This is a genomic window from Pseudogulbenkiania ferrooxidans 2002 (genome assembly GCF_000174355.1).
Classification (GTDB): Bacteria; Pseudomonadota; Gammaproteobacteria; order Burkholderiales; family Chromobacteriaceae; genus Pseudogulbenkiania; species Pseudogulbenkiania ferrooxidans.
Genome location: NZ_ACIS01000010.1, coordinates 129,428 through 143,301, shown reverse-complemented (window position 1 = coordinate 143,301; position 13,874 = coordinate 129,428). Strand labels below are relative to the sequence as shown.

Below are 13,874 nucleotides of genomic sequence, written 5' to 3'. Positions count from 1 at the left end.
TCCGTTCAGGCCAGTGCGTGGCGGCAGGCCGGCGACTGACCGAGCGGCACGTTGAGCCCGGTCAGGCGCGTCAGCGTCGGCGCCAGCACCTTCATGATCTGCACCGGCAGGCCGCTGGTGAAGCCGTACTTGGCGGCTTCCGGTCCCTCCACGTAGGCGGTCAGGGTGCCGAAGTAGCGGTCGCCGATGAAGAACACGAAGGTGCCCGAGCGGCTCACCACGCGCGACGACAACAGCACCCCGCCCCGGCCGAAGGTGTCGAAGCGGTGGTCGCCGGTCCCGGTCTTGCCGCCCACCGGCAGCGGCGTGCCGTCCTGGGCGGTGAAGGCGCCCTTGAGCCGGGCGGCGGTGCCCTGCTCGACCACCTCAGTCAGCGCCTCGCGCGCCACCTGCGCCACTTCCACCGGCAGCAGCCGTTCGCCCTGGTTGCGCCGGTACGCCAGCGCCACTTCGTACGGGGTGCCGGCGGCGAAGTGCAGGCGGTCGATCAGGATGCTGGGCTGGCGCACGCCATCGTTCACCAGCACTCCCATCAGTTCGGCCAGCGCCGCCGGCCGGTCGGCCGACGCGCCGAGCGTGGTGGCGTAGGACGGCACCAGCGAATCGAACGGGTAGCCCAGTCGTTTCCAGCCCTTGTGGATTTCGCGGAAGGCGTCTTCTTCCAGCAGTTCGCGGATACGCCGGTCCTGCCCGACCTTGTTGCGCGACTTGAACAGCCAGCCGTACACCTCCTGGCGCTGCTCGCGGCTCGCCACGAGCGCCTGCGACAGCGTGGCCTTGGGTTCGCGCGCCAGATAGCCCAGCAGCCACAGTTCCAGCGGGTGCACCCGGGCCAGGTAGCCGCGGTCGTTGAGGTTGAAGCGGTCGATCGCGTAGTTGGCGTAGAGCTTGGCGATGTCCTTGTCGTCCAGCGACGAGTTGGGCAGGTGCGTCGTCAGGAAACGGCGGAAGGCGTCCACCCCGGCCTCGGGATGCAGCGAGCGGTAGATCACCGCCAGCCGCACCGGGCTCGGCCGGATGCCCTGCACCAGCAGCTCCTCGGCCTCGGCCGGGCTCTTGCCGTGGTATTTCTGCCAGAAGCCGTGCAGGTACACTTTCCCCTCGCGGTCGGCGAAGCGCTGCAGGTAGGCCATGCGGCGCGGGTCGTTGGGGTCGGACAGCAGCATGGTGCTGGAGCCTGGCACCAGGTACATGTAATGGCGCACCACGTCGCGCATCAGGCGCACGAACACCAGGTTGACCGAATTGCGCAGGCCCTCGCGCACGGTGAGTATCTTGTAATTGTCGAGCGGGTTGAAGTTGACGAAGGTGTGGATACCGCCGCCGGTGTAGAACGTCTCGCCGGGGTTGGCCGAATACTTGCGCTCCATCGCCGCTTCCAGCATCGCCTTGAGGCTGCGGTCCTGCGCTGTTTTCAGGTAGTCGACCGCCCAGCGCGTGATGAAGTCGAGCTCCGCCACCGGGACTTTCTTCAACTCCTCCGAGCTCATCCCGACGTAACGCTGGTGCAGCCCGGCGACGATTTCCAGGTAGCTCACCAGGGTGCGCAGCTTGGCGGTGGAGCCCAGGTCGAGCTTGGTGCCGCGGTTGATGTCGAAAGGCTGGTCGTAGTTGTCGGTCTGCACCCGTACCAGGTTGACCCCCGGCGTGCGCTCGAACAGCGTGAAGCTGTAGATGACCTTGGCCGGGTCGCCGGTATCGAGCAGGCGCGGCGCGATCAGGCCGGCGTCGCGCGCCTTGTCCGGATCGCGCAGGCCGTACAGCGTAGTGCTCGCCACCTGCTGCAGCGGCTGGTCCAGCGTGCTCTGGGCGCTCAGGTCGAGGTGGTCCAGATCGTACAGGCGCGGCAAGCCGAGCAGGCCGGCGATGCGGGTGCGCGTGGCGTTGGCGGCCTTGCGCTCGAGGAACGACACCGGCGGCGCGCTGATCGCCCCCGCGCGCAGCGTGAGCGGCTGGGCCAGCGCCGCGTCGCGCCAGGCCGGCGCGATCACGCCGGCCGAGGCGAGCAGACGCAGGTAGCTGTCGGTGAGCTCCTCCAAGGGCTGCGGCGAACCGCTCAGGTAATACGACGGGCGGCGCTGCGCGATCATCAGGCTCAGCGCCTGCTTGTAGGCCAGCGCGCGCTCGGCCAGCGGCGCCGTGGTATCGCCGGCCAGCAGCCGGTTGACGTCGGCCATGTCGCGGCCGTACCAGGCCCACAGCCCGTCGCCCAGGCCGTTGACCGCGCCGTAGCCGCTCTTGGCGCTGAGCGGCACGGTATTGACGTAGTTCAGCGCGATCTGGCGGCGCTCGGCCGTGGTGTCCTCGCCGCTGCGGTAGGCACGCACCGAAGCCGAGGCCATCTGCCGCAGCTTGTCCTTGGGACTGCCGGTACGCCCGCCCTCGGAATGGCGGTACTTCTCGATCTGGGTGGCGAGCGTGCTGCCACCGGAGGTATCGACGTCGGACATGAAGACGCTCTGCACCCGCTCGATCACCGCCTTGGAGAAGCGTCCCCAGTCCACCGCCGGGTTGCGCGTCGGGTTGCGGTCGTCGAGCAGCTCGCGGTTCTCGATGAACAGCAGCGACTGCATCAGGATCGGCGGAATGGAATCGAAGCTGTGGTAGGTGCGTTCTGGGTAGCGCGCCGCAAACAGCGGCTCGCCGCTGCAGTCGGACACGTTGAGGCCGGCTTGCATCTTCTCACGGTAGCTCGGGTACAGCCCGAAGTCGATCAGCTCGCGCTGGCTGAGCGACATGCGCGCCTGCTGCTCCACGACATAGCCCTGGCCTTGCAGCCGCTGCAGGAAGCCTGGCAGCGCGGTATAGCCCAGCAGCTGGTCGTACGGGCCGGTCTTGGGATAGCGCAGCTCGCGCGCGGGCGCCGCTCCAGGCTGGAGCTTGAAGGTGAGACGATGGTTCAGTTCGCTCAGGAAGCGCGCCTGCCAGCGCGAACTGGTGACTTCCTCGGAGATCAGGTAGGCGGCGACGGCGATCAACGCCAGCACCACCAAGGCCACGATCACCCAGGGACGACGGATGACGGCTCTCACCCCGCGCAGCGCAGGATTCATGCCATTCGACATAAGCTCCCCCTTTCCTGCCTCTGAATCCTTTTCTTTCATAGTAGGCTACTCCCTGCGCAGATTTCTCCAGACGCGATCGTCCCGCTCCGCTTATCTACACTATTCGCCTCTTTGCGCCCAAAGGCCACCCCGACACGCAGCAGGGGCGGGAGAAGATGGGAAAAGTGCTATAAATCAGGTGCAAACAGGTGAAAATCGATTCGCAGCAGCAGGGGTGTCGCCACCAGGATGACGCGCACGTCCCCAAGGGGCAAAGGAACGGACCATGGCCAGGAAATTCATAGACTGCCGGGAGCATCCGGCTACCCCGCAATGCACGGTGTCGATCGCTGCCGACAGCGAGGACGAGCTGTTGAGCGCCGCGGTGCAGCACGCGGTCGCGGTGCACGGTTACCAGGATAGCCCGCAGCTGCGCGAGCAATTGCGCCAGATGTTCAAGGAAGAACACGTCGAGACTGCACACTGAAACACCGCCCGGACACTAGGCAATAAAAACGGCTCCCGCGGGAGCCGTTGTCGTTGGTGCAGCCAGTCGGGCCGGCCGTCGGGAGAGGCACCGATGTCATTAACCTAGCGGACTGCCGGCTTGGTTGCCGGCAGCCATAACCGAACCGGCACCACTCCCATCCTTATGGCGGGAGCCGCCAAGGTTTCAGGCCGCCGCCGGCTTGAGCGGATGTGACGTTGGGAACGGGTTCACCGTCGCCCGAGACAAGCGCAGACCCGGTTAAGAACAGCTCAAGGCCATCAGCTGGCTTCCCCCAAGGTGGCAAAGGGCCGGGACGACGGGTTCACCACGGCCCGGGGGCGCTGTCCATTCAGACCGGCAATCAAATTATCGACCGCCATCTCCGCCATGGCGAAGCGGGTTTCGTGCGTGGCCGAGCCGATGTGCGGCAGCGCCACCACATTCGGCAACTGCAGCAAGGGCGAATCGGCCGGCAGCGGTTCGCGCTCGAACACGTCGAGGCCGGCGCCGTGGATGGCGCCGCTCTTGAGCGCCTGGATCAGCGCGGCCTCGTCCACGATGGGCCCGCGCGAGCCGTTGATGAAGATGGTTTCCGGGCGCATGCGGGCAAAGGCATCGGCGTCGATCAGCTTGTCCGTTTCCGCCGTCAGCGGCAGCACCACGCACACGAAGTCGGCACTGGCGTAAAGCTCGTTCAGCCCGACGCGGCGCGCGCCGTAGGCCGCTTCTGCCTCCGGCACGGCATGGCGGCTGTAATAGACCACGTTCATGCCGAAGCCCAGGTTTGCGCGCCGCGCCACCGCCTGGCCGATGCGGCCGAGGCCGATCAGGCCGAGCGTCTTGTGGTGCACGTCCACGCCGAAATGCGCCGGGCCGATGCTGCGCTGCCAGTGGCCGGCCTTGACGAATTCGGCCAGCTCCACGACGCGCCGCGCCGTCGCCAGGATCAGCGCGAACAGGGTGTCGGCGGTGGTCTCGGTCAGCACGTCCGGCGTGTTGGCGAGCAAGATGCCGCGCCGGGTCAGGTAGTCGACGTCGAAGGTGTCGTAGCCGACCGAAATGGTCGAGATCAACTCGAGCTCACGCGCCGGGTCGAGCAGCGTCGCGTCGATCCTGACACTGGAGCCGATCAGCCCGTGCGCGCCGGCGACCGCCTCGGCAAAGGCGGCACGGTTGGTATCGTTGACGCCGTCGAAGCCGATCACCTCGAACTGTTCGGCCAACCGCGCCAGCAGCGCCGGCGGCAGTTTCTTGTAGGCGACTACACGTTTTTTCATGGCAAGCATTCCGTCTCAGGGGTTGGCATGGCGGGCGGTCACCACGATGTCCGGCTGCACCTCGGGGCGCACCAGCAGGGTGACCAGCGCGGACACGAACAGCGAGCCCGCCATGAAGATGTAGGAGGCGTCCGGGCTGCCGGTGGCGCTGTTCAGGTAGCCGACCAGGTAGGAGCCGAGGAAGCCGCCGAGCGCGCCGGTGCTGTTGATCAGCGCCATGGCGCCGCCGGCCACGTTCTTCGGCAGCATTTCCGGCACGATGGCGAAGAACGGGCCGTAGGGAGCGTACATTGCCGCACCCGCCACGGTCAGCAGCGCGTAGGCGAGCCACAGGTGGCTGCTGCCGGCCAGGTAGGAGCCAAGGAAGGCGAGCGCGCCGATCAGCAGCGGCGGCCACACAAACAGCTTGCGGTTGCGCAGCTTGTCGGAGAAGTGCGAGACCGCCAGCATGGACAGCACCGCGGCAAGATACGGCAGCGCCGACAGCCAGCCGGTGGCCACCATGTCGAGCTTGGACGCTTCGCGCAGGATCGACGGCAGCCACAGCACGAAGCCGTACACGCCGATGCTCCAGCAGAAGTACTGCAGACACAGCAGGATCACCTTGGGCTGGCGGAACGCCTCGCGGTAATTCTTCACCGCCTTGAGCCCGACCTGCTCCTGCGCCAGCGCGGCGGCGAGCGCGGTTTTCTCCTGCTCGTCGAGCCAGCTGGCGTCGGCCGGACGTTCCTTTGCCGTCAGCGCCCATACCACGGCCCAGAGTACCGCCGGCAGCCCTTCGATGATGAACATCAGGCGCCAGCCGAACGCCTGCACCAGGTAGCCGGACAGGATCGACATCCACAGCACGGTCACCGGGTTGCCGAGGATCAGCACCGTGTTGGCGCGCGAGCGCTCGCCGCGGGTGAACCAGTTGCTGAGGTAAATCAGCATGGCCGGCATCACCGCCGCCTCGACCGCACCGAGCAGGAAGCGGATCGCCAATAGCCAGTAAGCGTTGTGCACCATGCCGGTGAGCGTGGCGCAGCCGCCCCACAGGATCAGGCTCCAGAAGATCAGTTTCTTGACGTTGCGCTGCTGCGCGTAATACGCCGCCGGTATCTGGAAGAAAAAGTAGCCGAGAAAGAACAGCGCCCCGATCAGCGAGGCCATGCTCTTGCTGATGCTGAGGTCGGTCGACATGTGCGCGGCGGCGGCGAAGCCGTAGTTGGCGCGGTCGAGGTAGGCCAGGCTGTAGGTGATGAACACCATGGGCAGAACGAATAACCAGCGGCGGCTGGTGGCGGTACGCGACTCCATGTTTGTCTCCTTTATATGATTTATGTAGTGCTACATGACGGCTCGAGCCGTTTTTCTTGTGTGTTGAAATCGTGTCCGGGTCAGGCGGGGCTGGCCGCCTCGAGCTCGGCGCGCGTGGGCAGCCCTTCCATGTCGCCGACCGATTGGATCGCGAAGGCGCCGACCCGATTGCCACGTGCCACCGCGGCGGCGAGCGGCAGGCCTTCGAGCAGCGCGCTCACCACGCCGGCGGCAAAGCCGTCGCCGGCGCCCACCGTGTCGACCACTTCGTCCACCCATACTGCGGCGACGTAGCCCTGCGCGGTGGCGCTGCGGTAGTAGGCGCCCTCGGCACCGAGCTTGATCACCACCAGGCACGCGCCCTGTGCGAGGTAGAAGGCGGCGATGTCCTCCGGGCTGCGGCAGCCGGTGAGCAGGCGTCCTTCGGCGATACCGGGCAGCACCCAGTCGGCCTTGGCCGCCAGCGCGTTGATGCGGCGGATCATCTCGGCTTCGGATGGCCACAGGCTCGGGCGCAGGTTGGGGTCGAACGAGATGGTCTTGCCGGCGCCACGCATGAAATCGAGCGCGTGCTGGGCGAATTGCCAGGTGCCGTCGGACAGCGCCGGCGCCACGCCGGTGCAGTGGAAATGGCGTGCGGCGGCGAAATAGGCCGGGTCGAAGTCGGCACGCGACAGCCGGCTGGCGGCCGAGCCCTTGCGGAAATATTCGACGACGGGGTCGGAACCGCCGACGGCGCGTGACTTGAGCTGAAAACCGGTCGGGTAGCGCGGGTCGGTGGCGACGCAGCGGCAGTCGACACCCTCCGCGGCCAGCGTGGCGCGCACAAAGCGACCGAACGCATCCTGGCCGAGCCGGCTCACCCAGCCCACCCGATAGCCGAGGCGCGCCATGCCGACGCAGAAGTTGGTCTCCGCCCCGGCCAGGCGACGGCTGAAGTGTGCCACCGCGGCCAGCTCGCCCGGCTCGTCCGCCACGAACATCGCCATCGCCTCGCCGAAGGTGACCACGTCGAGCGTGTCGACCGCGTCTGGCGCTTGGGGCTCGGCGAGCAGCGCGACATAGCGCGCGGTGAGCGCGGCCAGGTCGCCGCCGCTGAGCGGAAATTCGATCGCGCGCGGGATATCGGTACGAAAGTGTGCAAACAGCCGGCGCCAGCCGGCATCGCTCTCGGATAGCGGCACCGCGTGCAGCTTGCCGCCGCGTGCTTCGACGCCCTTGCCGTGGAGATAGTCGACGTAAGGGGCGAGCGCCACGGCCGCCGCCAGCGGGTCGGTATCGGTCCAGTGCCAGTTGCCGATGTCGAAAGTCATGCCGACCGGCACGCCCTCGGCACGGCAGGCGGTAAAGAAGGCCACGAGCGGTGCCAGCGTGCCGCCGTGGGGGGTCTGGTCGTTTTCCACCAGCAGGCGGATCGGGCTGCCGGCCAGGCGCTGCGCGAGCGGGGCGAGATCGGAGACGGCGCCGTAGTGGCCAAGCGGCAGCTTGAGCGTGCCGGCGCCGAGTTCGACGGCTTCGGCGAGTGCCAGCTCCAGGCGGGCCAGATCGAGCTGGCCGTCCGTGCCGAACAGCTCCAGCGGCGCGGAGTAGACCACGTCCAGATGCGAAGCGGCCAGCGCGTCGGCAAGCGGGCCGAGCAGCGGCGGTGAGGTGGGGAAGAGCTCGCGCCGGATCTCGATGCCGGCGGCGCCGGCCGCAGCGGCGAGCGCGATGAAATGCTGTTGGCCGTGCGTCTGTACCAGGCTTGCGCCGTAGGCGGACGTCACCACGTTGACTGCGTGCATATTGGTTTTCCTCTTGCGCATTCGGCTGTCTTGGACCGATTTATGGAACCGGTTCCATAAACAGCGAAAAAACATGGCGCGCCGAGGCGAGCCATCGTTTCTGTCATTTTGTTACGGCGAATATAGCACCAGCCTTGCGCAAAACAACAAGAATTTTATCGCCAAGATAAAAATGACGGTGGCTGTGTTGCGCGTAACACACGGCCTTTCCATTGAAAAATGGACTCGGTTCCATCGCGATGGATGGCGCCCCGCCGAGGGCAGGTCATCGACAAGGACGGGAGAGACGGCGCGGAACGCGCGCCGTGTCAGGCGGAGGTCGAGCCGCGCACGATCAGCGTGCCGGGCAGCAGCAGTTCGTGGTGGTCGTGGCCGGGGGTGGCGATGCGTTCGAGCAGGCGGGTGGCGGCCTGAAAGCCGATCTCGTCGGTCGGTTGTGCCAGCGTGCTGATACCGGGCTCGACCAGCTTGGACCAAGAGAGCTCATCAAAGCCGAGCAGGCCCACCTGCTGCGGCACCGTGAGGCCGAGCCGGCGCAGTGCCAGCACCAGTTGCAGCGTGACGACGCCGCTGGCGGCCAGCAGGGCTTTGCGCTGGGTGCCCGCGCGCGACATGAAGGCGGCCAGCGCATGGTCAAGCGCCGCGTCGCCTTCCAATGCGGCCAGTTCGAGCGTTTCGCCGCGGCAGTCCGGCCGCGCCGCCAGCGTCTCCAGAAAGGCGGTATGACGCTCCTCGCGCGAGCTGACCGCGCGGATCGGCTGCGTCACGTACAGGATGTCGGTAAAGCCACGCTCGATCAGATGCACAGTGGCGGCGCGCCCGGCCTGACGATTGTCGAGGCCGACCAGGTCCACCTCGATGCCGGACACGCGCCGGTCCACCAGCACCACCGGCAGGTTCGATTCCAGCAGGTCGTACATGAAGCGGCTCGGGCGCCCCTGCGAGTGCACGATCAGCCCTTCGACGTCGTACGAGCGCAGCATGGTGAGCGCCTGCTTCTCGCGCGCTTCGTCGTTGCCGGTGTTGCACAGCATCAGCGTGTAGCCATGCTGCTGGCACACCGCTTCGGCGCCGTGCAGGATGGCCACCGAATAGGGGTTCATCACGTCGGCCACCACCAGGCCGATCAGGCGCGTGCGCCCCCCCTTGAGCCCGCGTGCCATCTGGCTCGGGCGGTAGCCGAGGCGCGCGATCGAGGCCTCGATACGCTGGCGGATGTCGTCCGACAGGACCTTGAACTCGCCGGACAGATAGCGGGACACACTGGTCTTGGAGACACCGGCGTCGCGAGCCACGTCCATGATGGTGGCGCGGGAGTCGCGCATGGATCCATTGCGATGATGCTTGTCGGCGCTTTTCATTCGGTGGTTTGGTGGGGTCTGGAAGGCTTTTAGAAAAGGGATTCGGGAAGCAAAAATCAAAAATAATTTTAAGATAGCCTTCGCCAACCCGGCAAGCGCCGTGGTCGGTTATGAAAACATCTTGCATTTTCCCCTCATCGCACTGCAACGATGGTGATGATTGGCCAAATCAGGTTTGGAGGAAAGGCAAAATGGCGGAATAGGGTTTCTTCAATTGCGTCCCCTCCGTGTATTTTCTCGATGGATTGAGGGCGGCCCAGGTAATCCCGTACAGGTCTCAAAAGATCGGGTTTGACCTGCCAACGATTCATTAGGGTGTGTGCGTGGTAGCGGATTTGTATCCTGATTTAACCTTTTTGTGGTGCACAACATACGCCGTCACTGACTCAATGAGGAGCAGTGGGCCTGCATTGCCGACATATCGCGCGGCCGGGCGGCTGAGAACCACCCCGTGACTCATCCAAGCCATGCGCCATCGCTGAAACTTCTGATGGAAATTGCACGCTGCTCACCCTGCAGCCAGAACGAGGCTTGCTGGTGCGGATTGATTCGACGACCCAAATAATCCGGATAGATCTTGGCCGTGCGGTTTTCCGTATTCTCGAAGAATCGATGTTTTTAATTCCAACTCGTCGGAAAAAAACGTCTTTAGCAAGCGCAGGAACGATAGGCCTTCAATTCTATCAGGAACCGGTCGCTGCTTACGGCAAATCAGGTACGCGCGGCGGAACGGTTTTGAAGGGATATTGGCTTGTGCAACGTTTATTATTCCTTCTGCTTTTATACCCTCCTTGATAGTAGCCCGGACGTGCTTGGTGCCTGAATCAGCACCCCAACAAAAAAATGGCCCCTTGCGGGGCCATGTAACGAACCAGACGGTCCAGACAGGAATGAGATCAAAGACGGCTTACAGCGACGGCAACAGGCCGTCGATGGCGAAGCGGTTGTAGTCGGCACGCTGGATCAGCGCGGCGGCTTTCTGGATGTCCGGCGCGAAGTAGCGGTCCTTGTCGTAGAACGGCACTTCGGCACGCAGCAGCGCCTTGGCGGACTCCAGTTGCTCTGCCGCCTTGTTCGGTGCGCGGAAATCCACGCCCTGGCAGGCAGCCAACAGTTCCACCGCGAGGATGCCGGCGGTGTTGTCGGCCATGTCGCGCAGGCGACGGCCGGCGAAGGTAGCCATGGACACGTGGTCTTCCTGGTTGGCCGAAGTCGGCAGGCTGTCGACCGAGGCCGGGTGCGCCAGCGACTTGTTCTCGGAAGCCAGCGCGGCCGAGGTCACCTGGGCGATCATGAAGCCGGAGTTCACCCCGCCGTTGTTGACCAGGAACGGCGGCAGCTTGGACAGGTTGCTGTCGATCAACAGCGCCATGCGGCGTTCGGACAGCGAGCCGATCTCGGCGATGGCCAGCGCCAGGTTGTCGGCGGCGAAGGCCACCGGCTCGGCGTGGAAGTTGCCGCCGGAGATGATGTCGTTGTCGTCGGCGAATACCAGCGGGTTGTCGGAGACGGCGTTGGCTTCGGTCAGCAGCACTTCGGACGACTGGCGGATCTGGGTCAGGCAGGCGCCCATCACCTGCGGCTGGCAGCGCAGGGAGTACGGGTCCTGCACCTTGCCGCAGTTCTCGTGCGAGTGGGAGATATCGCTGGCATCACCCAGCAGCGCACGGTATTGGCGGGCGGCGTCGATCTGGCCCTTGTGGCCGCGCACCTGGTGGATGCGGTCGTCGAACGGACGGCGGCTGCCCTGCGCGGCTTCCACCGACATGGCACCGGCCACGGCGGCGGCGACGTACAGGTCTTCGGCGGCGAACAGGCCTTCCAGCGCGAAGGCGGTGGATGCCTGGGTGCCGTTCAGCAGCGCCAGGCCTTCTTTCGGGGCCAGGGTGATCGGGTCCAGGCCGGCGGCGTGCATCGCTTCGCGGCCGTGCACGCGCTGGCCGTTCACGAAGGCTTCGCCTTCACCGATCAGCACGGCGCTCATGTGCGACAGCGGGGCCAGGTCGCCGGAGGCGCCGACGGAACCCTTTTGCGGGATCACCGGGTAGATGCCCTTGTTGAACAGGGTGATCATCGCCTCCAGCACCAGGCGGCGGATGCCGGAGAAGCCGCGCGCCAGCGAGTTGATCTTGAGCGCCATGACCAGGCGCACGGTGCTGTCCTTCATCGGCTCGCCGATGCCGGCGGCGTGCGACAGCACGATGGAGCGCTGCAGCAGTTCCAGTTCTTCCGGGGCGATCTTGGTGTTGGCCAGCAAGCCGAAGCCGGTGTTGATGCCGTACACGGTGCGGTTCTCGGCCAGCACGCGCGCCACGGTGGCGGCGGAGGCGTCGATGGCGGCGTGAGCGGCCGGGTCCAGCGCCAGCTGCACGGAAGCGTCACGGGCGATCAGGCGCAGTTGGGCCAGCGTCAGCTTGCCCGGGGTGATGGTGATGGTGGTCATGGGTATTCCTTGTGTCTTGTCTGCCGTGGCGGTCCGTATCGGCCGCAGCGTGCATTCGCAGGATGGGTGGCGCGCGGCACAACCCATCGATACGGGGCAATCATTGTGATGGGTGAGGGGTCAGCCCTTCACCCATCCTACGATAGCGGTTTACTTCAACATCGGCAGGTCGAGGCCCTGTGCTTTGGCGCAATTCTTGGCGATGTCGTAGCCGGCGTCGGCGTGGCGCATCACGCCGGTGCCCGGGTCGTTACGCAGCACGCGGCCGACGCGCTTGGCGGCTTCGTCAGTACCGTCGCACACGATCACCACGCCGGAGTGCTGGCTGAAGCCCATGCCCACGCCGCCCCCGTGGTGCAGCGACACCCAGGTGGCGCCACCGGCGGTGTTCAAGAGTGCGTTGAGCAGCGGCCAGTCGGATACTGCATCAGACCCGTCCAGCATGCTTTCGGTTTCGCGGTTCGGGCTGGCGACGGAGCCGGAATCGAGGTGGTCGCGGCCGATCACGATCGGGGCCTTGAGCTCGCCGTTCTTCACCATTTCGTTGAAGGCGAGGCCCAAGCGGGCGCGGTCTTTCAGGCCGACCCAGCAGATGCGCGCCGGCAGACCCTGGAAGCTGATGCGCTCACGCGCCATGTCGAGCCAGTTGTGCAGGTGCGGATCGTCCGGGATCAGTTCCTTGACCTTGGCGTCGGTCTTGTAGATGTCCTCCGGGTCGCCCGACAGCGCCACCCAGCGGAACGGGCCGATGCCCTCGCAGAACAGCGGACGGACGTAGGCCGGCACGAAGCCCGGGAAGTCGAAGGCGTTCTCGACGCCCATTTCCAGCGCCATCTGGCGAATGTTGTTGCCGTAGTCGAGGGTGGCGGCGCCGCGGCTTTGCAGCGTCAGCATCGCCTGCACCTGCTTGGCCATGGTCTGCTTGGCCGGCAGCACGATCGATTGCGGGTCGTTCTGACGCGCGGCACGCCACTGCTCCATGGTCCAGCCCTGCGGCAGGTAGCCGTTGATCGGGTCGTGGGCGGAAGTCTGGTCGGTCACCACGTCCGGGGTGATGCCACGGGCGACCAGTTCGGCGAACACGTCGGCGGCGTTGCCGAGCAGGCCCACGGAGACGGCCTTGCCGGATTGCTTGGCGTCTTCGACGATGGCCAGCGCTTCATCCAGCGTGGTGGCCTTGCGGTCGACGTAGCGGGTCTTCAGGCGGAAATCGATGCGGGTTTCGTCGCATTCGACGGCGATCATGCTGAAGCCGGCCATGGTGGCGGCCAGCGGCTGCGCGCCACCCATGCCGCCCAGACCGCCGGTGAGGATCCAGCGGCCTTTCGGGTTGTTGTCGAAATGCTGCTTGGCCACCGAGAAGAAGGTCTCGTAGGTGCCCTGCACGATGCCTTGCGAGCCGATGTAGATCCACGAGCCGGCGGTCATCTGGCCGTACATCATCAGGCCCTTCTTATCCAGCTCGTTGAAGTGGTCCCAGTTGGCCCAGTGCGGCACCAGGTTGGAGTTGGCGATCAGCACGCGCGGGGCGTCGGCGTGGGTCTTGAACACGCCCACCGGCTTGCCGGACTGCACCAGCAGGGTTTCGTCGTCTTCCAGACGCTGCAGCACTTCCAGGATCTTGTCGTAGCACTCCCAGTTGCGCGCCGCGCGACCGATACCACCGTACACCACTAGGCTCTGCGGGTGCTCGGCCACTTCCGGGTCGAGGTTGTTCTGGATCATGCGGTAGGCGGCTTCGGTGAGCCAGCTCTTGCAGGTCTTTTCGCTGCCGCGGGGGGCGTGGATGACACGGGAAGCGTCAAAGCGCGGGTCAGTCATGGTGGGGACTCCTCCTAATGGCCTGCTCCGGCAGGCGCGGTATGAAACGGGTCGCTGTCCATCGCAGCGGGGGCGCTCTGTCAGCGCCCGGTTTGCTCTGCGATCGGCAAATGTCTATACAAGTGAGCTCAGTGTAGCGAGATCATATTGTCTATACAAGTGGAAAATCGCGATTTAGGCGAAAAATGTTGCCGGAAGCCGACAGCCCCCGGCGCCATCCGCCGCCAAGCCAGGCGGGCCGCGGGTTACGACGGGGCGCGGAGAATCCGGAAAGGGAATCGAGAGACGCCGCAGGCGCGCGCAGCGTGCCGCCGCGCCGCCTCGCAAGCGCAGAACGGGCGTCGTGCGCCCCGCA

General features: G+C 65.7%; 8 protein-coding genes. 1 reads left to right on the top strand and 7 read right to left on the bottom strand.

All coding sequences use genetic code 11. From position 1 onward, the window contains the following. Window positions 1–5 precede the first annotated feature (5 nt). Window positions 6–3,053 carry a transglycosylase domain-containing protein gene (locus FURADRAFT_RS17275; RefSeq protein ID WP_236261622.1) on the bottom strand — a complete coding sequence of 1,016 codons (3,048 nt, stop codon included), beginning with the start codon at window positions 3,051–3,053 and terminating at the stop codon, window positions 6–8. Between the two features lie 277 nt (window positions 3,054–3,330). On the opposite strand from FURADRAFT_RS17275, the gene FURADRAFT_RS17270 reads away from it, so the two are divergent. Next, a complete protein-coding gene (locus FURADRAFT_RS17270; RefSeq protein ID WP_008955460.1) occupies window positions 3,331–3,531 on the top strand; it encodes a DUF1059 domain-containing protein in 201 nt (66 codons plus the stop codon). 281 nt (window positions 3,532–3,812) lie between these two features. Here FURADRAFT_RS17270 and FURADRAFT_RS17265 read toward each other — a convergent pair whose 3' ends face one another. The 6 genes from FURADRAFT_RS17265 to hutU form a co-directional block, all read right to left on the bottom strand. Next, window positions 3,813–4,811, bottom strand: a complete 999-nt coding sequence (locus tag FURADRAFT_RS17265; RefSeq protein WP_040653154.1) for a 2-hydroxyacid dehydrogenase — start codon at window positions 4,809–4,811, stop codon at window positions 3,813–3,815. A gap of 15 nt (window positions 4,812–4,826) precedes the next feature. Then, window positions 4,827–6,110: an MFS transporter gene (locus FURADRAFT_RS17260; protein ID WP_008955458.1), complete on the bottom strand. Its 1,284-nt coding sequence runs from the start codon at window positions 6,108–6,110 to the stop codon at window positions 4,827–4,829. A gap of 80 nt (window positions 6,111–6,190) precedes the next feature. Further along, the gene (locus FURADRAFT_RS17255) at window positions 6,191–7,894 is read right to left on the bottom strand and encodes a PfkB family carbohydrate kinase (RefSeq protein ID WP_008955457.1); all 1,704 of its coding nucleotides are present in this window, start codon (window positions 7,892–7,894) and stop codon (window positions 6,191–6,193) included. A gap of 308 nt (window positions 7,895–8,202) precedes the next feature. Next, entirely contained in the window at window positions 8,203–9,219 is a 1,017-nt protein-coding gene (locus FURADRAFT_RS17250) for a LacI family DNA-binding transcriptional regulator (protein ID WP_040653153.1), read from the bottom strand. A 943-nt stretch (window positions 9,220–10,162) separates the two neighbouring features. Continuing rightward, window positions 10,163–11,698, bottom strand: coding sequence for a histidine ammonia-lyase (gene hutH / locus FURADRAFT_RS17245; RefSeq protein ID WP_008955455.1), 1,536 nt, complete (start codon window positions 11,696–11,698; stop codon window positions 10,163–10,165). Window positions 11,699–11,848: 150 nt separating this feature from the next. Next, window positions 11,849–13,519, bottom strand: a complete 1,671-nt coding sequence (gene hutU, locus FURADRAFT_RS17240) for a urocanate hydratase (protein ID WP_008955454.1) — start codon at window positions 13,517–13,519, stop codon at window positions 11,849–11,851. Window positions 13,520–13,874 lie beyond the last annotated feature (355 nt).